This is a genomic window from Nonomuraea guangzhouensis (assembly GCF_019396345.1).
GTDB lineage: Bacteria > Actinomycetota > Actinomycetes > Streptosporangiales > Streptosporangiaceae > Nonomuraea > Nonomuraea guangzhouensis.
Window position 1 is genome coordinate 172,224 of record NZ_JAHKRM010000022.1, and the last position, 19,825, is coordinate 192,048.

Genomic DNA, 19,825 nt, shown 5'->3' on the forward strand with positions numbered 1-19,825 from the left:
TCGTTACCAACGAGTAGCGTCTGTGAGGAGCCAAGCTTGCGCAGGTTCACCTTAGCCACCGCGGTGGCGGCGGTATTGCTTCCCCTGCTCGCCGCGCCACCCGCCGCCGCCGACACTGTCGGGGACGCGCCGACGGTCCCCGTCCAGGGGATCGGCCCCGGCCTCTACTTCCCCGACTCCCACACCTACGAGCTCCACGAATCGGACGTGGCGGCGGGCGCGATCGGCCGGCGTCACAACGTGACCGTCATGGACAGTGGCCTGGCCAAGCCGGAGACCGCCCCCGCCTCACGCCCCGAGCTGGGCGTCTTCGGGCCCGGCTGGCAGGCCGAGTTCCTCGGCGGCACGATCGCCCGGAAACTGGAGATCCAGAACGGCGCCGTCGTCGTCACCGAACTGGACGGCAGCACCTCGACCCGCTACGCGCTGACCAGCAGCGTCTCCTTCCCCTCGGGCGGCGGCATCCAGAAGTACGAGGACCCGAACGGCTCCAAGGTCACGGAGACCACCAAGTGGGACGAGGCGGCCGGAGCGCTGCGTACCACGGTCGTGGAGACCATCGCGTCGAACCTGGCCACGGCGGACGAGGGCGACGACGTCTTCGTCAACGCCGCCGGCACCCCGTTCACCGCGGCCGAGCTCAGCCCCACCTACACCTGGAACAGACTGGGCACACTCACGGGCGACAACTGGCGTGTCACCGGTTTCGGGACCAGCGCGTACGGCACGAGCCTGCTGACCTACGACTCCGCCGGACGGATCAGCACCATCAAGGAACCGGCCGTCGACGAGAAGCCGGAAGAGACGGTGACGCTCCACTACGCGACCACCACCACGGCCACCGCCGGCTCGTACGGCGACTACGCCGGCCAGGTCAAGGAGATCACCCTCGTCTCCGGCTCCGACGCGCCGAAGACCGTGGCCAGATTCGACTACAGCCTGTCGGGCTGGCTCCGTTCCACGAGTGACCCCAGCAGCGGCACCCCGGCGGAGACGTACGCCTACGACACGGCCGGCCGCCTGGACCACCTGAACTCGCTCGAACTGGGCAACTGGGACCTGTCCTTCCCGGCGAACAGCGCCTCCCCCACCGTGGCCTCGACCGAGCTCGACCGTCCGAGCGCCACCGACCCCCTGGCCGGTGCTACGGGAGTCGGCGATCCCAACGCCGTCGAACCGCCCGCGTCCGACTTCACCGACCCCGCCGACATCGACGGGACGATGTCCTCCCCCACCAAGTGCGCCACCGTCGAGAACTGGTTGTGGTACACGAAGAAGGGCTGTTCGGCCTGGGCCGCGCACTACGGCTGGCACAACCCGCAGTTCAAGAACACCCCCACCGGATTCCAGGTGGTCGGCATCAACCACGACCACTGCACGAGCTCGCCGGACAAGCCCCGGTACCTGTTCTGGAAGTTCGACTTCCGGGTGCCCTGTGACATGCACGACTACGGCTACGGCCTGATCGGCAACACGTACAAGGGCTACAAGTGGTACATCGACCGGAACAAGAAGTCCAAGGTGGACAACCTGTTCTTCACCACGCTCGTCAAGAAGACCTGCCCCGCGTACTCGAAGGCCTCGCGTGTCGGCTGCCTCCAGCTGGCCGCCATCTATCGGGTCGGGGTGCTGGCCGGTAAGCCGAAGAAGGGTGCGGACGCCACTCGGGGTTCGCGCCCATAGAAGCACCTGACCTATGACCGGATGGCGGGCGGCCGCCATCCGGTCCCTTGGTCAGGAGGGGACCGTCGCCGGTGCGGTGAGTGCCTGCGCGGGTTGGGTGACGGCCAGCTTGCGGGCCAGGCGCAGCCGGTACGCGTCCAGCACCACGGCGACCAGGATCACCAGCCCGGTGATGATCTGCCGTTCGAAGTCGGAGACACCCATGAGCAGCAGCCCGTTGGTGAGCACGCCGAGCAGACATGCCCCGAGGAACGTACCGACCATGGAGCCGCGCCCGCCCAGCAGGCTGGCTCCGCCGATGACCACGGCGGCGATCGCGTTGAGCTCGTAGCCCTGGCCCAGGATAGGGCTGGCGATGTTGAGCCTGGCCATGTACAGGATGGCCGCGATGCCCACGGCGAATCCGGCGATCATGAAGGCGGCGATCTTGATGCGGGAGGTCTTGTGGCCGGACAGGCGGACGGCTTCCTCGTTGTTGCCGGTGGCGTAGATCAGCCGCCCGAAGACGGTGCGCGACAGCACGAACCAGCCGACCCCTGCCAGCAGCAGCGCCACCCAGAACACCGCGGGGATGCCCAGGAGCGTGAGGGTGCCGAAGTCGTTGAGCGCGGCGGGCAGGTTGTAGATGGTGGCCGCGTTGGTGTAGCGCTCGGCGCCACCGCGCGCGATGTTGAGCATGGCCAGGGTGACGATGAACGACGGCACCCGCCACTGTTCTGACACGAACCCGTTGACCCAGCCGACCACGCCGCCGACGAGCACGCTCACCAGGATCGCGCCGACCAGCACCACGGCGGAGCCGGATCCGGCCATCATGGTGCCCGACACGACCGCGCACAGCGCCATCGCCGAGCCGACCGACAGGTCGATGCCGCCGACCAGGATCACGAACGTCATGCCCACGGCGAGCACGGTGTTCAGGGTGATCTGGGTCATGATGTTGCGCAGGTTCTGCTCGGTCGCGAAGTTCGGCGCGGCGATGACGAAGAAGCCCGCGAGCAGCACCAGGGCGACGCCGATGCCGGCCTCGCCGAGCACGAGCCTTTTGATCACTGTGTTTCACCGTTCTTGAGGTAGCCCGAGTAGGCCAGCGTGAGGATGTGCTCGGCGTCGAAGTCCGCCCGGGCGACCTCGCCGGCGATCTTGCCGCGGGAGAAGACCAGGACGCGGTCGCAGATGCCCATCAGCTCCGGCAGGTCCGAGGAGACGACGAGCAGGGCCTTGCCTTCCGCGGCCAGACCGAGCAGCAGCTCGTGGATCTCGTACTTGGCGCCGACGTCGATGCCGCGGGTGGGCTCGTCCACGATCAGGATGTCGGATCCGGCGTTGAGCCACTTGGCCAGCACGACCTTCTGCTGGTTGCCGCCCGACAGGGTGCGCACGTGCTGGTCGACGCCCGCGGAACGCAGGTGCAGGCGCCGCCCGAGGCCCTCGGCGAGCGAGCGTTCCTGGCCGAAGCGCACCAGGAATCCGCGCAGCTTGGCGAGCGTGACGTTGGCGCTGATCGGCAGGTCGAGGACCAGGCCCTGCGACTTGCGGTCCTCGGTGAGCAGGCTGATGCCGTGCCGTACCGCGTCCTGAGGGTGCCGGATGCGCACCTTCTTGCCGTACAGCTCGATATTTTCCGACAAGGCGGGGTCGGCGCCGAAGATCGCGCGCATCGCCTCGGTACGGCCGGAGCCGACCAGCCCGGCGAGGCCCACGACCTCGCCGCGCCGTACCGAGAACGAGAGCGGCCCTTCGAAGCCCGCGACCTTGAGATCGCGCACCTTCAGCGCCACCTCGCCCAGCGCCGTCGGTGGCTTGGCCGGGTACTCCTGCGCCAGGTCGCGCCCCACCATCAACCTGACCAGGTCGGGCGCGGTCACGCCGGCCATCTCGCGGGTCTCGATGCTGCGCCCGTTGCGCAGCACGGTGACCCGGTCGGCCAGCTCCAGCACCTCCTGCAGGTGGTGGGAGATGTAGACGATGGCCACCCCGCGCTCGCGCAACGTCCGCAGGATGCCGAACAGGCGTCCCGCCTCGCGCGAGGTGAGCGTGGCGGTCGGCTCGTCCATGATCAGCAGTCTGCAGTCGGTGGAGATCGCCTTCGCGATCTCCACCAGCTGCATCTGTGCGATGCCGAGCCGCTCGACCAGGGTGTCGGGCGAGACGTCCAGCCCGATCTCGGCCAGCAGCCGCTCGGCGTCCGCGCGCAGCCGCTTCCTGTCGACGACGCCCGCGGTGCGCGGCAGCGCGCGCAGGAACAGGTTCTCCGCCACGGTGAGGTACGGCAGCAGCGCCAGCTCCTGGTGGACCACCGAGATCCCGGCGGCCAGACCGTCGGCCGCACTGGCAGGGGTGTACGGCGCGCCGTCGAAGGTCATCGTGCCGCTGTCCGGCGCGTGGATCCCGGCCAGGGCCTTGACCAGCGTGGACTTGCCCGCGCCGTTCTCCCCCACGAGGGCGTGGATCTCGCCCGCGCGGATGTCAAGGTCGACCCCGTCGAGCGCCATCACACCAGGGAAGCGCTTGACGAGGCCGGTGACGGTCATCATCCGACGTTGTCCTTGGTGATGAGCTTGATCTCGGTCTTCTGCCAGCCGCTGAAGTTCTCGCCGGCGATCATCTTCATGGCGTAGTCGATGCCGTTGGAGGCCTGCTGCGCCCCGTACTGGTCCAGGGTGGACACGACGCTGCCGTCCTTGACGTACTGGGCGATGGCCGGGATGTTGTCGAACGCGGCGACCTTGATCTGGCCCTTCTTGCCCTGCTCCTCGATCGCCTTCAGCGCACCGAGCGCCATGTTGTCGTTGCCGGCCAGCACGCCCTTGATGTTCGGGTGCCCGGTGAGCATGTTGCCGAAGACGGTGTGCGCCTCGTCGGTCTCCCAGTGCGCGGTCTTGGAGTCGACGAGCTTGAGCCCGCCCGCCTTGATCGCGTCCTCGAAGCCGGCCTTGCGCTGGGCGGCGTTGGCCGCGCCGGGGTTGCCCTCCAGGATGACGACCTCGGCGTCCTTGCCGAGGGCCTTGACCAGCTCCATGCCCGACTGCTTGGCACCCTCGCGGTTGTCGGGGCCGACGAAGGGCACCTTGTCGCCGATGCCGGCGGCCTTCATCGCGCCCTCGTCGAGCTGGACGTCGATGTTGACGACCTTCACGCCCGCGTCGACGGCGCGCTTGATCGGCGCGACCAGCGCGCGCGAGTCGGCGGGGGCGATCACGACCGCCTTGGCCTGCTGGGTGACGCACTTCTCGACGGCGGCGACCTGGTTGTCGATGTCGGTCTCGTTCTGGATGCCGACCACGCTGAGCGTGAGGTCGCCGCGCTTGGCGGCGTGCTCCTCGGCGCCCTTCTGCATCTGCTGGAAGAACTCGTTGGCCAGCGACTTCATCACCAGGCAGACGCCCGGCTTCTCACCGGGCTTGGCGGCGGTGGCGGGCGCGGCGGTGGTGCCGCCCTCCTTGCCGCAGGCGGTCAGCGCGAGGGCCAGACCGGCCACGACGACGATCTTCTTGTTCATGTGGTGTTTCTCCTTCAGAAGGGAACGCCCGCTTGGAGGACGACGTTCGCGTACGGCGTCGCCTCGCCGGTCCGCACGACTGCGCGGGCCCGGCCGGTGAGCTCTTTGAGACGGGTGTGAGGAATGCGTTCTGTTCTTGTCAGTACGCCGTCGAGGAAGCCGGGCGGCGACTCCTCGGCGACGTAGGCGGTCTCGACGACGAGCTCGCCGAGCACCGCTTCCAGTACGGGCAGGAAGGCAGGCTCGCCCCTGCGCCAGACGAGGTCGACCGTCTCGACGCCGGGCGGGACGGGCAGGCCGGGGTCGGCCACCACGATGAGGTCGGTGTGTCCCGCCGCGGACAGGATGTGCAGCAGGCGGGGATGCCAGAGGCCGTCATGACGCATGGGCGAACAGCCTTTCCACCTGGTCGCCGGTGGGCATGGCGGTCTGGGCCCCGTGGCCGGTGGTGGCCAGCGCGCCGGCCGCGCAGGCCCGCCGTACCGCCTGGGCGAGGGGCAGGCCGGCCGCGTGGGCGAGCGCGAGTTGCGCGCAGAAGGTGTCCCCCGCGCCGACCGCGTCCACCGCGTGCACCGGGAAGGAGGGCACCTGGCAGACGCCGGAGGCGTCCTGGCCGCGCGCCCCGTGCTCGCCCAGCGTCACCACCGCGGCGCGCGGCCCGAGCGCGAGCAGCGCGGCGGGGTCGGTGCCGCCGCCGCACAGGGCGGCGGCCTCACCCTCGTTGACGATCAGTAGGTCCACCTGGGTGAGCAGCTCTTCAAGACCCTGCGTGTACGGCGCGGCGTTGAGGATCACCGGCACGCCGTGGGCCCTGGCCTGCCGGGCGGCGGCGAGGCAGGCGGCCACCGGGATCTCCAGCTGCAGCAGGAGCGCGTCGGCGCCGGTGAGGTCGAGGTCGGTGAGGCGGAGCAGGCCGTTGGCGCCACTGGCGACAGTGATCATGTTCTCGCCGCCGTCCTCGACGACGATCATCGCCAGCCCGGTGGCGGCGGGCACCTGCCGTACGCCTGAGACGTCCACGCCCTCGCGCGCCACGGCGGCGAGCAGCTCGCCGCCCAGCGCGTCGTCGCCGACCTGGCCCACCAGGCGAACCCGCGCGCCCAGCCGGGCGGCGGCCACCGCCTGGTTGGCGCCCTTGCCTCCGGCGGCCCGCACCGCGGCGGCGCCCGCGACCGTCTCGCCCCGGCCGGGCAGGCGCGTCACCGGGACCGTGAGATCCATGTTGAGGCTGCCGACGACGACCAGCTCCAGCTCACGCATCGTCGACCCCGCCGACCGGGTCGGGGCAGCCACAGGAGCCGCGCCTGATCAGCGTGGCGGACAGGACGACACGCTCGCCTCCCGACGCGTCACCGATCTGTGCCGCCAGCAGCTCCACCGCGCGCCTGCCCAGTACCTCGATCGGCTGGCGCATGGTGGTGAGCGCGGGCACGGTGTAGGAGGAGGCGGCGATGCCGTCGAACGAGCAGAGCGCGACGTCGCCGGGCACGCTCAGCCCCAGCTCGGCGGCGGCGCGTATGACGCCGATCGCCTGCTCGTCGCTGGTCACGAAGAGCGCGGTGGGCCGGCCCTCCTGTGACAGGAGCTGGTGGCCGCCGAGGTAGCCGTGCCGCCGCCCGAACGGGCCGTGGACCAGCGGCATCGAAGCCGGGTCGAGGCCCGCTTCGGTCAGCGCCCGCGACCAGCCGGCGACACGGTCGACGGTCGGATGGATGTTCTTCGGCCCCGCCACGCAGCCGATACGCCGCTGACCGTGCGCGAGCAGGTGGCCGGTCGCCTCGTACGCGCCGCCCTCGTTGTCGAGAAGCAGGTGGCTTGCCGGGGTTTCGTCGAGCTCGCGGTCGAGCACGATGCACGGCACCTTGGAAGCGGCGAGCTGGGACCGCCAGGCGTGCGGGCCGTGGGCAGGAATCAGGATCAACCCATCCACCTGGCGGTCGATCAGGGTCCGCACGTAGGCGGCCTCGCGATCGTCGTCGTCCATCGCGTTGCCGAGCAGCAGCGTCAGGCCGTGCTCGAAGGCGACGTCCTCGATCTCGCGGGCCAGCTCGGCGAAGAAGGGGTTGGCGTTGTCGGGGACGACAAGCCCGATCGTGTGCGTACGGCTGGTGCGCAACGAGCGTGCGACGACGTTCGGCCGGTAGCCGAGCTCGTCGATCGCGCGCAGCACCCGTTCGCGGGTGTGCGGCGCGACATTTCTCGGCCCGTTGTTGAGCACGTAGCTGACGACGGCGTCTGAGGTGCCGGCCAGCCGCGCCACATCGCGGCGTGTGACCACTACGCAAATCCCATCTACTCGTGTTGCTGCAGTATTCGGTCAGGACTTCCGCAGTAGCAACACGAGTTGATGGGACGTTATGAAGGTGTTATCGCAGGGTTTCAGGACGATCACGAAGAGTGGCCTGAGGTTGTGCGCCGCCTGCCGATGTCGCACATCGCATCCTGTCCCGTACGGCAGCGCGCGGAGTCCGCGCAGGTCAGGCGGTTTCGGGGCCTGCGGGGTGGGCGCGGGGCTCCGTGATCGCGGGTCACGTCGGGCCACGCTCACCGCTCTCGTTACGGTCGGCACCGGGCAGGAACCGTGCCGCCTTGAACGTCTGTTATCCGGCGACCGTGGGGGCGCTGCTCCAGGACCCGTACGGGATCACCGTCGGCGCGCGTGAAAAGCAGATGCCGGCGGCGGGATAGATCGCTACCCTCCCGGGGGTGGAGCTTCGAGAAGAGCGGCCGGGCGACGCGGGCGCCGTGCGTCACGTCCATCTGCGAGCCTTCGGCGACCACGGCGGAATGGTGGCCGACCTGGTCGACACCCTGCGCCACGGCATCCGCTCCAGTGGAGGGTGCGCGCTCGTGGCCGAGGTCGCCGGACAGGTCGTCGGGCATGTCATGTTCACCCGCAGCCTGCTCGACGCCCCGCGGCGGCTGATCGACGTACAGGTGCTCAGCCCGCTGGGCGTGCTGCCCGAGCACCACCGGCAGGGCATCGGCTCGGCCCTGGTCCGCGCCGGGCTCGCGACTCTCGCCGAAGGAGAGAGCCCCCTCGTCTTCCTGGAAGGCGACCCCGGCTACTACTCCCGCTTCGGGTTCGCCCCGGGGGCTGAGCTGGGCTTCCGCAAGCCGTCCCTGCGCATACCCGACGCCGCGTTCCAGGTGATCAGGCTTCCGGCGTACGAGCCGTGGATGACGGGGACGCTGGTCTACTCCGAGCCGTTCTGGCGTCACGACGCCGTCGGGCTCCGCGACCTCGACGCCTGACGACGCACCTCCACGACCGGCCTTTCAGACATCATCGCTCTCCCGATTCGACGGCGAGATCAGCGGCCATCCTGGACTAAATATCGCATATCAAGTTATTTCAGGCTATAACTCCGTCCGCGATCTTTATTCGAACCGCAGCAACCATTGCACCTTTGTGACCTATTCGCTGTCGGGCGCCGACTCCAAGTGCTATCAAGGATCCTTGGAGGCCAATGATGGAGCGACTCGTCGAGTTTCAGTTGGACGGCGGAGAGAAGCTACTCGTGGAAGTCCACGACCTGCCCGCATCCGATGGTTCAGCAAAACGCGGATGGGGCTCACGTCCCACGGCACAAGAGGCTGATCGCAGTTTCGAGCAAGCCGTCGAGCGCATAAGCCCAGCCGCCCAAACCATGATAAATCGCCTCCGACTCCTCCCGGACGCGCCCGATGAGATCAACGTCGAGTTCGGACTGGGACTGAGCGCGGAGGCCGGCGCCTTCATCGCGAAGACGAGCGGTTCGGCCAATTTCAAGATCTCGTTGACTTGGCATCGAAGTGAATAAGAACACCTACAAGAATTTCGACATCCTCATCGAACGATACGGCGACTCCTACCGCGCCAGAGTGCTGGACTCACCCAGCGGTCAGGGCGCCGCACATATTTTTCGACTTCCCTTCACCGACGAACAGCTGGAGATACTACTTCTCAGAATAGGACGTCGCCGCGGAATGCGCGGGGCCCCGCCCTCATCAAACGTAGCCGCAATCGAATTCGGTGGCAGCCTCTACTCCGCGGTTTTCCAGGAGCAGGTCCGAGCACACCTCCTCATGAGCCTGCAGAGCACAGAAGAAGAGCAGTCCGGGTTGCGCATCAGGATACGCCTGTCAAACTGTCCGGAGCTTGCCGATCTCCCTTGGGAGTATCTGTACGACTCCGAGCGACGCCGCTTCATCTGCTTGTCGACAAGAACTCCCATGGTGCGATTTCTGGAGCTTCCCGAGCCTAGTCGTGTTCTCTCGGTCACCGGGCCGCTCAGGATGCTCGTGGTCATCTCCAATCCGAACGAACCTGACTTCGACGAACTCGATGTAGAACGAGAGTGGGCAAATCTTGAGGAGGCATTGAGCGCCGTCGTGGAGTCAGGCCACGTCGAAATCGATCGACTCGATCCGCCAACCCTCAGCCGCTTGGATGCCCAGCTACGCCACCGCGACTACCATATTCTCCATTTCATTGGACATGGCCGGTTCAGCCCGCAGGTCGGCTACGGCGAGCTTCTCTTCGAAGATGACAGTCATCGTGGCCTGCCGGTGGGAGCAGCCCAGCTGGCCACCCTCCTCCACGACCACGGCTCTCTCCGCCTTGCCCTGCTCAACGCCTGTGAAGGCGCTCGCACGGGCCATGTCGACCCTCTGGCAGGCGTAGCCCAGACGCTCGTACAACAACGTATCCCAGCGGTAGTGGCCATGCAGTTCGAGATCAGCGACCACGCGGCGATCGCCTTCTCCAAGGTTTTCTACGAGATGCTCGCCGTTGGCGATCCCATTGATACGTGCATCGCCCATGCTCGACGAGCTATATACGCGATTCCCAATCCCGTGGAATGGGCAACACCTGTTCTGTATCTTCGCGCGGGCGACGGTCAGGTCTTCGACGTATCTTCCGCTCCAGAGCGGATACATTCCGATGCCCCACCTCGCAAAGCACCAGCGGCAGAGAGCCCTTGGCGTGCCACCGTATCCACGGAGAAGCGAAGTTCGATGGTACGGGCTACGATCATCAACGTGACGCTGACGAGCGAGTCACACATCATTGTGGTCAGGTGGGGCTGGTCAGACAGTCTTGAGGTTGATGGTCGCATCATCACAAAATCCATGAACGATCTGAATGGCGACCATACGTTCGTGCTGACCGATGGCGATCGAAGATTGGCTGCGGAGCTGACTATCAAGTCGAAGGGGATGCGATACATTGTCCAATCCCTGGTAATCGATGGCCAAAGCCTGTCCTGGTCGGATTGAGGGGCGTGCCTTGAGGCATAGGTGAGGGACCAGAGTGCAACCCGTGGCGCCTGGGATGTCCGCCTCCGAACCACTTGAAGGTGGGAGAAGGAGGAGAACTAGACTTGGTCTTGTCCCCCCTGCCGATGGGTTATGGGGAGGGGGCATGGCCTTTCTGGCCGCCGGCTGGCTGTGGTCGTTCGCGGTCCTGGCCGTCGTCCTGGCGGGCTACATCGCCGTCCAGTTCCGGCGGCCCCGGCATATGGCGCGCTTCACCGACCCGAGGTTGCTCGATCTGCTCGCGCCCTGCCGTCCTGGCTGGTCACGGCATGTCACGGCGGCCGTGTTCGTCGTGCTGATGGCTCTGCTCATCGTGGCCGCGGCGCGCCCGGCCGCCTCCGTTCAGGTTCCCCGCGAGCGGGCCACGATCATCGTGGCCATCGACGTGTCCCTGTCGATGATCGCCACTGACATTCCGCCATCCCGGTTGGCGGCCGCCAAGAGCTCGGCCAAGTCGTTCATCACGAGCCTGCCCGAACGGTTCAACGTCGCCCTGATCTCCTTCGCCCGATCCGCGGCGGTGGTGGTGGCGCCCACCCTCGACCGCACGGCGGCCATCCGGGCGATCGACGCGCTGAAACCCGCCCCCGGAACCGCCATCAGCGAAGCGGTCTTCTCCGGCCTGGAGGCGATCCGCTCCTTCGACCAGAATGCGGCGAGCGATCCACCACCGGCCGCCATCGTGCTGCTGTCCGACGGCGACAACACCTCCGGCCGGGTCGTGCCCGATGCGACCAAGGCCGCCGCCGCGGCCAGAGTGCCGGTCTCCACCATCGCCTTCGGCACGCCCGACGGCACCGTCGAGATCGACGGCCGCCGCCTTGAGGTCCCGCCCAACGAGGAAGCCCTGCGCACCCTGGCCGAAGGCACCGCCGGACACGCCTACAACGCCCGTACGGCCAGCTCGCTGGATGAGGTGTACGAGCGCATCGGCACCTCGCTCGGCACCATGACCAAACAGCAGGAGGTGGGCTACCAGGTGCTGCGCTGGGCCCTGCTCCCCACCTTCGCACTGGCCGCCCTGGCGCTGCTGACTCCGATCAAACTGGCCAGGGCCCGCCCTGCCCGGTGACAGCAACGGACCTTTACGAAAGGGTTCTCCTCCGTCACTCCATCGACTATCGTCGATTATCGATGGATGAGCACATGGGGCCTTTGGCGCGAGCCGCGGCAGAGGAGTACGCGAGTTGGTTCAAGGCGCTGGCCGACGCCACTCGGATCCAGATCGTGTCGTTGCTGGCCCGGCGCCGGACGCCGATGAGCGTGGGCGAGATCGTGGCCGTCTCCGGTGTGGGTCAGTCCACCGTGTCGCACCACCTGAAGATCTTGGCGGAGGTGCGCTTCGTACTGGTGGAGAAGCAGGGCACCTCCAGCCTGTACCGGATCAACGAAGCCTGCGTGAGTTGCTTCCCGACCGCCGCCGACGTGGTCATGGGCAACCCCGTTCCGGCCGCGCCTACCTGTGAGTAAAGGAGACCGCCATGGCGCACGACGAGATCGTGGACCACTACTCCCAGTTGGCCAGGGCCGCGGCCGCCGGCCGGGTCATCACGGACTGCGGTCCGGACGCCTTCGAGAAGGGGTGCTTCGGCGCCGCCGGATACGACGACATCAGCGCGCTGCCCGAGGCGGCGGTACGGGCCAGCCTGGGGTGCGGAAACCCGGTCGCCGTGGCCGAGTTGCGCGCCGGTGAATCCGTCCTGGACCTGGGCTCGGGCGGCGGCATCGACGTGCTGCTATCAGCCCGCCGGGTCGGCCCGCAAGGGAAGGCGTACGGACTGGACGCCAGCCCCGACATGCTCGCGCTGGCCCGCCGTAACGCCGAGCAGGCAGGAGCGCACAACGTGGAGTTCCTGCGCGGCGCCATAGAGGCGATCCCGCTGCCGGATCATGCGGTCGACGCCGTCATCTCCAACTGCGTGATCAACCTGTCCGACGACAAGGCCGCTGTGCTGGCCGAGGCATTCCGGGTGCTCCGGCCGGGCGGCCGGTTCGGGGTGAGCGACGTGATCATCGACAACGCCCTCGACCCCGTCCGGTGCGCAGCGGTGGAGCAGCGGATCGGCTGCGTGGCCGGCGCCCTGACGGTGGATGAGTACCGGCGACTGCTGGCTCGGGCGGGCTTCGTCGGCACCCGCATCACGCTGAGCGCCGATCACAGCGACGGCGTGCATTCGGCCATCGTGCAAGCCGTCAAGCCTGCCAGCGGGCCTGGACTGGAGATTCGGCCGATGCGTGAGGCGGACGCTGGACAGGTGATGGCCATCTATCAGGCCGGGCTGGACACCGGACAGGCCAGCTTCGAGACCATCGCGCCGAACTGGGAAGGTTTCACCACCGGCAAGATGCCACACCTGCGTTATGTGGCCGCCGACACCGAGACGGGCGAGATCGTTGGCTGGGTGGCGGCCTCGGCGGTCTCGGCCAGGCCGGTGTACACGGGCGTCGTGGAGCACAGCGTGTACGTTCACCCGGGCTGCCAGGCGCACGGTATCGGCCGGGCGCTGCTGACGGCGTTCATCGCGGCCAGTGAGGACGCTGGGGTGTGGACCATTCAGTCTGGGATCTTCCCGGAGAACGCCGCCAGTCTGTCGCTGCACCAGGGGCTGGGCTTCCGTGTAGTCGGCACCCGCGAGCGTGTCGGCCGTCATCACGGCATCTGGCGCGATGTGCTCATGGTGGAGCGGCGGAGCACGGTGGCGGGTTGCTGAGGTGCGACCCGGCTGCCAGCGCGGCGAGGTCGCACAGGGGAACCCGGCCAACGCCGTCAACAAGGCCGTGACCTCGCCGTTCACCTCAGGTTCAGCATGGCGTGGCCGAGCTGATATCCATAGACGTCAATATTGATGCCCATGGATGCGTTGAAGATGCTGGACTGTTGCTCGCCGCTCGCGCGCGAGCCGCTCGGCGAGAATCAGGCGTCGGGGCTGGCGCGGGCGTTCAAGGCGCTGGGAGATCCGGTACGCCTACGCATCGTGTCGATCGTGGCCAGCCACCAAGGCGGCGAAGCGTGCGTATGTGACTTGACGGCGAGTTTCGACCTGTCCCAGCCGACGATCAGCCACCATCTCAAGGTGCTCAAGGACGTTGGCCTGCTGACCAGTGAGCGGCGGGCTTCCTGGGTGTACTACCGGGTCGTGCCTGAACGGCTCGCCGAGTTGTCGGCGCTGCTGGCGGCGCCCGCCGAGGTGACCCGGTGAAGCGCAGCCTACTGGCCGAGTTTCTCGGCACCGCGTTGCTGGTGACCGTGGTGGTGGGGTCGGGCATCATGGCCCAGACGCTGTCCCCGCGCGACGTGGGCCTGCAACTGCTGGAGAACTCCACCGCCACCGTCTTCGGCCTGGCCGTGCTCATCGTCGTGCTGGGGCCGGTCTCCGGCGCGCATTTCAACCCGGTGGTGTCGCTGGCCGACTGGTGGCAGGGACGACGTACCGGAGTCGGCCTGTCGATGGGCGAGCTCGGCGGCTACGTCGCCGCCCAGGTGCTCGGCGGGATCGGCGGTGCGGTGCTGGCCAACGCGATGTTCGACAAGTCCGCGATCACCTGGTCGAGCACGCCACGATCGAGTGCGCACCTGTGGCTGGGGGAAGTCGTGGCGACCGCCGGCCTGGTGCTGGTGATCTTCTGCCTGACCAGGTCGGGCCGTACGGCCGTGGCGCCCCTGGCGGTGGGCGGCTATATCGGTGCGGCTTACTGGTTCACCTCCTCCACCAGCTTCGCCAACCCGGCCGTCACCATCGGACGGGCCTTCTCCGACACCTTCGCCGGCATCGCTCCCGCCTCGGTGCCCGGCTTCATCGCCGCCCAACTGGTCGGTGGCGTGATCGGTCTGGTGCTGGTTCACGGCCTGTTCGGCCGCCCTGCGGCGGGAACGGCCGAGCCGGTCATCCCGCATCCGGACGTCCGCTGACGGTCGACGGGCTTGACTGCGGTAATTAGATCAGCAATTATTGACTCAATGAATGCTGACTGGTTTTCCTCGGTGGAGGCGCGAGCGCGGGTGCACGCCGCGCTCGGCGACCCCGGCCGCCTGGCCATCGTGGACCGGCTGCTGCTGGGCGACGCCTCCCCAGGCGAGCTCGGCCAGGCGCTCGGCCTGCCCACCAACCTGCTGGCCCACCACGTCAAGCTGCTGCAGGAGGCGGGCGTGGTCGAACGCCGCCGATCCGAAGGCGACCGCAGGCGCACCTACCTGCGCCTGGTCCCGCGATCCCTGTCCGGCCTGCTGCCGGCCGCGGCCCGGCCCGCTCCGCGCATCGTGTTCGTCTGCACCCACAACTCCGCCCGCTCCCAACTGGCCGCCGCCCTGTGGAGCCGTACCAGCGCCGTGCCCGCAACCTCAGCTGGCACCCAGCCTGCGGCACACGTCCATCCACAGGCGGTTGCCGTGGCCCGCCGGCACGGCCTCGACCTGCAGCGGGCCGAAACCCGCCACATCGAGCGGACAGCGCATCCCGACGACCTGGTGGTGGCCGTCTGCGACGCCGCCCACGAGCAACTCGCCGACATCGACCGGCTGCACTGGTCCATCCCCGACCCGGTCCGCACCGGCAGCGACGAGGCGTTCGAACGCGCCTACACCGATATCGCCGACCGCGTCCAACGGCTGGCGCCCGCCGTGCACCTCCCGCAGGAGTGAGCCATGTCCCAGACCTACCGCCACCCGGACCTGTCCATCGACCAGCAGCACGCCCTGCTCACCGCCGCCCGCCGCCTGGCCGAGGAATTCACCGGCACCTTCGGCACCGAGACCATCGAACGGTTCCTGCACACCAGCTACGACCAGTTCGCCCTGCACGGCAAGATCCCCGACTTCCTGCCGCTGCTCGCCGAGCGCTTCGCCCGCCAGCGCCTGCACGCCTTGGCCCGGGTGGAGGGCCACGGCGACGGGCGGCCCGTCGTGCTGTTCCTGTGCGTGCACAACGCCGGACGCTCCCAGATGGCCATGGGCTTTTTCCAGCACCTGGCCGCAGACCGCGGGGTGGCCTGGTCCGGCGGCTCGGAGTTCGCCAGCGAGATCAACCCTGCGGCGGTGGCGTCCATGGCTGAGCGGGGCATCGACATCTCCCGCGAGTTCCCCAAGCCGTGGACGGAGGAGATCGTCCGCGCCGCCGACGTCGTCGTCACGATGGGCTGCGGCGACGCCTGCCCCGTCTACCCGGGCAGGCGCTACCTGAACTGGGAACTCGACGACCCCGCAGGCAAGAGTGTGGAGGACGTGCGGCCCATCCGCGACGAGATCGAACGCCGCGTCCGCCATCTGCTCGACGACCTCGAAATCCCGGCAGCCTGAAGACCAGCAACAGCGGAAGGAATCACCCCTTGAGCGACAAGCCCAGCGTCCTGTTCGTCTGCGTACACAACGCCGGACGCTCCCAGATGGCCGCCGGATGGCTCACCCACCTGGCCGAGGACCGCATCGAGGTCCGCTCCGCCGGATCAGCGCCCGCCGACCAGATCAACCCCACCGCCGTCGAGGCCATGCGCGAGGTCGGCATCGACATCACCGACCAGCAGCCCAAGATCCTCACCACCGACGCCGTCCAGGCCAGCGATGTGGTCATCACCATGGGCTGCGGCGACGCCTGCCCCATCTTCCCCGGCAAGCGGTACGAGGACTGGAAACTCGACGACCCCGCCGGGCAGGGCATCGAGGCCGTCCGCCCGATCCGCGACGAGATCCGCACCCGCATCGAAAAACTGATCAAGGAACTGGCCTAGCACCGGTGCCGGCAATGCCCTCGCCGTCGACCACCGCCCGCAAACAGGGACGCATGACCGCTGTCGTGTCCCTTGGGCAGTACGACATCCTTTTGCCGACGGCAGATGACGGTGAGAAGCGTGGTGAGCGCGAACCCGCACAAAGGCAGTGCAGCCAGCCGTAGGACACGCTCGACACCTCTGGTGTTCGCGGCAGGTCTCTGGCCGTACAGCTCGCGCCGATGAGGGTGGCGGAGGCCGGGCCGGTCCAGTCGCCGTAGCCGAGCAGGTGCAGGCCGCCAGGCCCGCCTGTCCGCCGCCGATGACCAGGGCATCGACCGCGCACGGAAGTTCGGTCATACGGGGGTGAGTTCCAGCTCAACCGGCTTGCTGGACGCGGGCTGGGTGAGCGGGGCGAAGAGAGCGCCCAGCTTGTTCACGGCCTCGGGGATGATTCGGTAGTAGACCCAGGTGCCCCGGCGTTCGCCGTCGATCAAGCCGGCCGTGCGCAGGACCTTGAGGTGGTGGGAGATCGTGGGGGCGGTCAGGTCGAAGGCGTCGGTGAGGTCGCAGACGCAGGCCTCACCGCCCGCGTGGGAGCCGATCATCGACAGCAGGCGCAGCCGCACGGAGTCGGCGACGGCTTTGAGCATGACCGCGAGCTCGGCGGCGTCGGTCTCCGACAACGGCTCGCGCGCGATCGGTGCGCAGCACTGGCTCGTGACGGCGGTCATGACGGCAACCCCTTATTTCGACATCTATCGAAATCATAGGCGATGGCAGGCGACCAAGGCCAACGCGGCGATCACGCAAGCGGTGGCGACCGCGCCCATCACCCGGACATAGCCGACCGCTTGGGCGAGCGCGACCGTGCCCAGCGGAGCGAGAGCAGGCGACGGCCGTCCGCAGGGGGTATCCGTCTGGCATGTCGAGTCCTGCTCTCAGCCGCAGCAACTGCCGTTGTCACTGGAGGAGCCGACGGTGGCAAGGGGCAGCGCTGTGGCCAGCAGGCCGCCGCTGATCCCCGTGGCCAGGCCGACGCGCTGCTCCTGCGCCTCGGCCAGGTTGGACGAGCACACTCCGGTCTCCGGCAGGTCGAGCTGTACGTCGCGGGCCGCCTCCCAGTCGCCCGCGATGGCCGCGACAACCGAGCGAACCTGCTCGTAGCCGGTGGCCATCAGGAAGGTCGGCGCGCGGCCGTAGCTCTTGACGCCGACTGCGTAGTAGCCGGGCTCGGGATGGGCCAACTCGTCCACGCCATGCGCCGGTACGGTGCCGCAGGAGTGCTGGTTCGGGTCGATCAGCGGAGCCAGCGCTCTGGTGGAGCCGAGGATCGGATCCAGATCCAGGCGCAGCTCGGCGGCGATGGAGTGGTCGGGACGGTAGCCGGTGGCCGAGATGATTCGGTCCACGATGACCGACTGCTCGGCACCGGATGGGTCGCGGCTGATCACCTCGACGCCGTCGGCGGTGGCGTGCACGCGATGGGTGAAGAAGCCGGTCAGGAGCTGGATGCGGCCGGAGGTGACGAAAGCGTGCAGGCGGGTACCGAGCGCGCCGCGGGCCGGCAGCGCGTCGGCGTCGCCGCCGCCGTAGGCGCGACTGGCGTTTCCTGCCCGGATCGCCCAGGTGATCGGGGTGTCGGTGAGTTGGGTGAGGGCGAGCAGGGTGGTGGCAGCCGAGTGGCCGGCGCCGACCACCAGGACGCGCTTGCCCTCGTAGCGGTCGCGGTCGGTGCCCAGGACGTCGGGCAGGGCGTGGTCGATCAGGTCGGCGACGGTCTCCTCGCGGTGGGCGGGCAGGCCGCTGGCGCCCAGCACGTTGGGGCTGGCGTAGGTGCCGGAGGCGTCGATGACCGTACGAGCCTGCAACTCCTGGCCGTTTTCGAGACGGATGAGGAACGGCGCCTGTTCGCGGCCGTTGGTGCGTACGCGGTCGTAGCCGAGGCGGCTGATCGCCGCCACCTTGGCGTTCGTACGGAGGCGCTCGCCCATGAGCTTGGCCAGCGGCGCGAGGTAGTCGTCGATCAGCTCGGTGCCAGTGGGCAGCCATTCGGGGTCGGGCGCGGTCCAGCCGCCGGTCTCCAGCAGGCGGCGGGCGGCGGCGTCGATGTTGTACTGCCACGGACTGAACACCCGGACATGACCCCACTGGGCGACGGACGCGCCCGCCTTCTCTCCCGCTTCCTGGACCAGGAAGTCGATGCCGCGTTCGGCCAGGTGCGCGGCGGCGGCCAGCCCGACCGGGCCCGCGCCGATGACCACGACGGGCAGTTCGTCCGGCCGGGCCGCCTGCACACTCGCTTCGAGCTCAACGACGGTGGGGCCGCAGCATCCGCTCATGAGACTTCTCCTCGCTGGTCGAGCGAGCCCTTCGGACCCGCGCCTGTTTTGAAGATGGTCTAAGTAGACTGCCCCACTGATTAGAGAGAAGTCAAATTAGAGAACCATCGAATCAATCGACACGGCTTCGCGGGTCAAGCGTTCAAACGCGCACACGCCCACGGTTGCGCAGGTGACGGGCCAGGTTGCCGACGACATGGCGGGCATCGGCGCCCACGCCCCGGAGCGTGTTGGATGAGGGCGTGCGCTGCCATTCCAGCCCGAGATGCCCCAGCCCGGCATGGGTGACGGACACGCCTTCGCGCTGGCGCGGTCGGCCGCCCTCCGTCAGTGCGCCGAGGTTGGCCAGGTAGTCAAGACTGGGCCGGTAGCCAGTGGCCAGCAGCACGGCGTCGAGGCGCTCACGTCGGCCATCAGCCCACTCGACATGATCGCCGTCCAGGCGAGTGAACATCGCCCGACGCTCGTACCGCCCCCGACGCAGGGCCTGCCGGTACCGCCCGTCGTCCAGGACCGGAGAGGCAGGCGGAGACTCGGCGCGGGCCAGCGGCAGCCGGTCGAGGCCAGTCAGGCGGAACCAGAAATGCAGATCCCGTCCAAGCGGGCACTGCGGCACGAACCGGATCGGTACACGACTGGCCAGCGTGACGCGGGCGTGGTCGGCCAGTTCGTAGGCGATCTGAATCGCCGAGTTGCCCACCCCGACCACCACCACGTGCTCGCCGGGCAGCGAGGCCGGGGAGCGGTAGTCGGCGGCGTGCAGCACCGTCCCAGCGAAGGTCTCCAGGCCAGGCAGGGCGGGCCGGTGCGGGTGGGCGAACGAGCCGCTGGCGGCAATCAGAGCAGGCGCATCCAGCGTCTCACCGCCGTCCAGCCGAACGGAGAAGCCGCCCCCGTCGGCCGCGTCGATCGCCTCCACCGCGCTGACGAGGGCGCCGGTACGGATCTCGGCGCCACGCCGCGCCAGAGCGTCCGCGTAGCGCTCCAGGTAGGCAACCACCTCATCGCGATGCGGATAGCGCCCACCGTCGCCACCGAAGGGCATGCCGGGCAACGAACTGTAGCGGGCGGGTGAGAACAGTCTCAGGCTGTCGTAATAGTGCGGCCAGGATCCAGCGGGGCGCGCGGAAGCCTCCAGGATCAGCGGTCGCAGGCCCGCCTGTAGAGCGGCGTGCGCCGCCGCCAAGCCTGATTGCCCTCCGCCGACGATGAGCAGGGAAGGGGTGAGAGATGCCATGCTGCGCAATGTACCGCCATTTCATAATATGTCAATATGATGATTTGAAGGGTATGGTCG

At 68.3% G+C, this 19,825-nt stretch carries 21 protein-coding genes; 12 read left to right on the forward strand and 9 right to left on the reverse strand.

All coding sequences use genetic code 11. The features are described 5' to 3' along the window. Positions 1 to 36: 36 nt before the first annotated feature. Complete coding sequence (locus KME78_RS39220) at positions 37 to 1,683, forward strand: phospholipase A2 (RefSeq protein ID WP_219534530.1); 1,647 nt, start codon at positions 37 to 39, stop codon at positions 1,681 to 1,683. A 51-nt stretch (positions 1,684 to 1,734) separates the two neighbouring features. Here KME78_RS39220 and KME78_RS39225 read toward each other — a convergent pair whose 3' ends face one another. The 6 genes from KME78_RS39225 to KME78_RS39250 are packed head-to-tail and all read right to left on the reverse strand — an operon-like array spanning position 1,735 to position 7,463. Next, a complete protein-coding gene (locus tag KME78_RS39225; protein ID WP_219534531.1) occupies positions 1,735 to 2,736 on the reverse strand; it encodes an ABC transporter permease in 1,002 nt (333 codons plus the stop codon). Beyond that, complete coding sequence (locus KME78_RS39230; RefSeq protein ID WP_219534532.1) at positions 2,733 to 4,220, reverse strand: sugar ABC transporter ATP-binding protein; 1,488 nt, start codon at positions 4,218 to 4,220, stop codon at positions 2,733 to 2,735. The genes KME78_RS39225 and KME78_RS39230 overlap by 4 nt, the downstream gene beginning before the upstream one ends. Beyond that, the gene (locus KME78_RS39235) at positions 4,217 to 5,185 is read right to left on the reverse strand and encodes a sugar ABC transporter substrate-binding protein (RefSeq protein ID WP_219534533.1); all 969 of its coding nucleotides are present in this window, start codon (positions 5,183 to 5,185) and stop codon (positions 4,217 to 4,219) included. The genes KME78_RS39230 and KME78_RS39235 overlap by 4 nt, the downstream gene beginning before the upstream one ends. Positions 5,186 to 5,199: 14 nt before the next feature. Next, a complete protein-coding gene (locus KME78_RS39240) occupies positions 5,200 to 5,571 on the reverse strand; it encodes an RbsD/FucU domain-containing protein (RefSeq protein WP_219534534.1) in 372 nt (123 codons plus the stop codon). Then, entirely contained in the window at positions 5,561 to 6,445 is an 885-nt protein-coding gene (locus KME78_RS39245) for a ribokinase (protein WP_219534535.1), read from the reverse strand. The genes KME78_RS39240 and KME78_RS39245 overlap by 11 nt, the downstream gene beginning before the upstream one ends. Further along, positions 6,438 to 7,463 carry a LacI family DNA-binding transcriptional regulator gene (locus tag KME78_RS39250; RefSeq protein ID WP_219534536.1) on the reverse strand — a complete coding sequence of 342 codons (1,026 nt, stop codon included), beginning with the start codon at positions 7,461 to 7,463 and terminating at the stop codon, positions 6,438 to 6,440. Before KME78_RS39250 ends, KME78_RS39245 begins: the two co-directional genes overlap by 8 nt. A gap of 428 nt (positions 7,464 to 7,891) precedes the next feature. Here KME78_RS39250 and KME78_RS39255 point away from each other — a divergent pair, with 428 nt between their 5' ends. From KME78_RS39255 to KME78_RS39305, 11 genes are all read left to right on the forward strand, one after another. Further along, positions 7,892 to 8,440 (forward strand): GNAT family N-acetyltransferase, encoded by a 549-nt coding sequence (locus tag KME78_RS39255; RefSeq protein WP_219534537.1) that lies wholly within the window; start codon positions 7,892 to 7,894, stop codon positions 8,438 to 8,440. Positions 8,441 to 8,655: 215 nt separating this feature from the next. Next, positions 8,656 to 8,988, forward strand: a complete 333-nt coding sequence (locus KME78_RS39260) for a CU044_2847 family protein (RefSeq protein WP_219534538.1) — start codon at positions 8,656 to 8,658, stop codon at positions 8,986 to 8,988. Continuing rightward, the gene (locus KME78_RS39265) at positions 8,981 to 10,447 is read left to right on the forward strand and encodes a CHAT domain-containing protein (protein ID WP_219534539.1); all 1,467 of its coding nucleotides are present in this window, start codon (positions 8,981 to 8,983) and stop codon (positions 10,445 to 10,447) included. Before KME78_RS39260 ends, KME78_RS39265 begins: the two co-directional genes overlap by 8 nt. A gap of 145 nt (positions 10,448 to 10,592) precedes the next feature. Continuing rightward, a complete protein-coding gene (locus KME78_RS39270) occupies positions 10,593 to 11,558 on the forward strand; it encodes a VWA domain-containing protein (RefSeq protein WP_219534540.1) in 966 nt (321 codons plus the stop codon). A gap of 74 nt (positions 11,559 to 11,632) precedes the next feature. Beyond that, a complete protein-coding gene (locus tag KME78_RS39275) occupies positions 11,633 to 11,956 on the forward strand; it encodes an ArsR/SmtB family transcription factor (protein WP_246652839.1) in 324 nt (107 codons plus the stop codon). A gap of 11 nt (positions 11,957 to 11,967) precedes the next feature. After that, entirely contained in the window at positions 11,968 to 13,197 is a 1,230-nt protein-coding gene (locus KME78_RS39280; protein ID WP_219534542.1) for a GNAT family N-acetyltransferase, read from the forward strand. Positions 13,198 to 13,338: 141 nt separating this feature from the next. After that, a complete protein-coding gene (locus KME78_RS39285; RefSeq protein ID WP_219534543.1) occupies positions 13,339 to 13,686 on the forward strand; it encodes an ArsR/SmtB family transcription factor in 348 nt (115 codons plus the stop codon). Continuing rightward, positions 13,683 to 14,396, forward strand: a complete 714-nt coding sequence (locus KME78_RS39290; protein ID WP_219534544.1) for an MIP/aquaporin family protein — start codon at positions 13,683 to 13,685, stop codon at positions 14,394 to 14,396. Before KME78_RS39285 ends, KME78_RS39290 begins: the two co-directional genes overlap by 4 nt. A gap of 48 nt (positions 14,397 to 14,444) precedes the next feature. Beyond that, positions 14,445 to 15,125, forward strand: a complete 681-nt coding sequence (locus tag KME78_RS39295; RefSeq protein WP_219534545.1) for an arsenate reductase/protein-tyrosine-phosphatase family protein — start codon at positions 14,445 to 14,447, stop codon at positions 15,123 to 15,125. Positions 15,126 to 15,128: 3 nt separating this feature from the next. Then, positions 15,129 to 15,779 (forward strand): arsenate reductase ArsC, encoded by a 651-nt coding sequence (locus KME78_RS65090; protein ID WP_219534546.1) that lies wholly within the window; start codon positions 15,129 to 15,131, stop codon positions 15,777 to 15,779. A gap of 29 nt (positions 15,780 to 15,808) precedes the next feature. After that, positions 15,809 to 16,207 (forward strand): arsenate reductase ArsC, encoded by a 399-nt coding sequence (locus tag KME78_RS39305; RefSeq protein WP_219534547.1) that lies wholly within the window; start codon positions 15,809 to 15,811, stop codon positions 16,205 to 16,207. Positions 16,208 to 16,542: 335 nt separating this feature from the next. Here the strand turns inward: KME78_RS39305 and KME78_RS39310 are convergent, their stop codons facing one another. The 3 genes from KME78_RS39310 to KME78_RS39320 form a co-directional block, all read right to left on the reverse strand. After that, on the reverse strand, positions 16,543 to 16,920 hold the full coding sequence (locus KME78_RS39310; protein WP_219534548.1) for an ArsR/SmtB family transcription factor: 378 nt from the start codon (positions 16,918 to 16,920) through the stop codon (positions 16,543 to 16,545). A gap of 207 nt (positions 16,921 to 17,127) precedes the next feature. Then, complete coding sequence (locus tag KME78_RS39315; RefSeq protein ID WP_219534549.1) at positions 17,128 to 18,528, reverse strand: FAD-dependent oxidoreductase; 1,401 nt, start codon at positions 18,526 to 18,528, stop codon at positions 17,128 to 17,130. A gap of 142 nt (positions 18,529 to 18,670) precedes the next feature. Beyond that, positions 18,671 to 19,765, reverse strand: a complete 1,095-nt coding sequence (locus KME78_RS39320) for a flavin-containing monooxygenase (protein WP_219534550.1) — start codon at positions 19,763 to 19,765, stop codon at positions 18,671 to 18,673. Between the last annotated feature and the right edge of the window lie 60 nt (positions 19,766 to 19,825).

What these genes read in the sequence shown, in the direction of transcription:
- KME78_RS39280 (WP_219534542.1), top strand. Translation starts at nt 11,968, where the DNA reads ATGGCGCACGACGAGATCGTGGACCACTACTCCCAGTTGGCCAGGGCC.
- KME78_RS39270 (WP_219534540.1), top strand. Translation starts at nt 10,593, where the DNA reads ATGGCCTTTCTGGCCGCCGGCTGGCTGTGGTCGTTCGCGGTCCTGGCC.
- KME78_RS39285 (WP_219534543.1), top strand. Translation starts at nt 13,339, where the DNA reads ATGGATGCGTTGAAGATGCTGGACTGTTGCTCGCCGCTCGCGCGCGAG.
- KME78_RS39310 (WP_219534548.1), bottom strand. Translation starts at nt 16,920, where the DNA reads ATGACCGCCGTCACGAGCCAGTGCTGCGCACCGATCGCGCGCGAGCCG.
- KME78_RS39320 (WP_219534550.1), bottom strand. Translation starts at nt 19,765, where the DNA reads ATGGCATCTCTCACCCCTTCCCTGCTCATCGTCGGCGGAGGGCAATCA.
- KME78_RS39240 (WP_219534534.1), bottom strand. Translation starts at nt 5,571, where the DNA reads ATGCGTCATGACGGCCTCTGGCATCCCCGCCTGCTGCACATCCTGTCC.
- KME78_RS39230 (WP_219534532.1), bottom strand. Translation starts at nt 4,220, where the DNA reads ATGATGACCGTCACCGGCCTCGTCAAGCGCTTCCCTGGTGTGATGGCG.
- KME78_RS39315 (WP_219534549.1), bottom strand. Translation starts at nt 18,528, where the DNA reads ATGAGCGGATGCTGCGGCCCCACCGTCGTTGAGCTCGAAGCGAGTGTG.
- KME78_RS39245 (WP_219534535.1), bottom strand. Translation starts at nt 6,445, where the DNA reads ATGCGTGAGCTGGAGCTGGTCGTCGTCGGCAGCCTCAACATGGATCTC.
- KME78_RS65090 (WP_219534546.1), top strand. Translation starts at nt 15,129, where the DNA reads ATGTCCCAGACCTACCGCCACCCGGACCTGTCCATCGACCAGCAGCAC.
- KME78_RS39295 (WP_219534545.1), top strand. Translation starts at nt 14,445, where the DNA reads ATGAATGCTGACTGGTTTTCCTCGGTGGAGGCGCGAGCGCGGGTGCAC.
- KME78_RS39275 (WP_246652839.1), top strand. Translation starts at nt 11,633, where the DNA reads ATGGGGCCTTTGGCGCGAGCCGCGGCAGAGGAGTACGCGAGTTGGTTC.
- KME78_RS39235 (WP_219534533.1), bottom strand. Translation starts at nt 5,185, where the DNA reads ATGAACAAGAAGATCGTCGTCGTGGCCGGTCTGGCCCTCGCGCTGACC.
- KME78_RS39260 (WP_219534538.1), top strand. Translation starts at nt 8,656, where the DNA reads ATGATGGAGCGACTCGTCGAGTTTCAGTTGGACGGCGGAGAGAAGCTA.